The organism is Streptomyces tateyamensis (assembly GCF_003205575.1).
GTDB lineage: Bacteria > Actinomycetota > Actinomycetes > Streptomycetales > Streptomycetaceae > Kitasatospora > Kitasatospora tateyamensis.
Genome location: NZ_PYBW01000372.1, coordinates 1 through 270 on the forward strand (window position 1 = coordinate 1; position 270 = coordinate 270).

General features: G+C 78.9%; 1 pseudogene. It reads right to left on the bottom strand.

Annotated elements, in window-relative coordinates:
* Positions 1 to 270, bottom strand: a pseudogene (locus C7C46_RS33785) (TetR/AcrR family transcriptional regulator); the annotation flags it as partial.

A 270-nucleotide genomic window follows, 5' to 3' on the forward strand; every position in this document is an offset into this window, starting at 1 on the left:
GGCGAGCGGGCCGACCAGGGCCTCGCCCACCCCGCCGACCAGCAGCGCGGCGGTCAGCTCCGGGTCCTGCTGGGGCAGCCGGCCGGCCGCCACGCCCTCGGCGATCCGGGCCGCGATCACGTCCCGGAAGGCCCGGCGGAAGACCAGGCGCTCGGCCTCCACCTCCGCGTCGACCGGCTCGGCCAGCAGCGCGTACGCCAGCCGCGGGGTGCTCAGCGCCCGGCCGGCGAAGGTGCCGATCACCGAGGCGACCTGGTCGTGCAGGTCGCC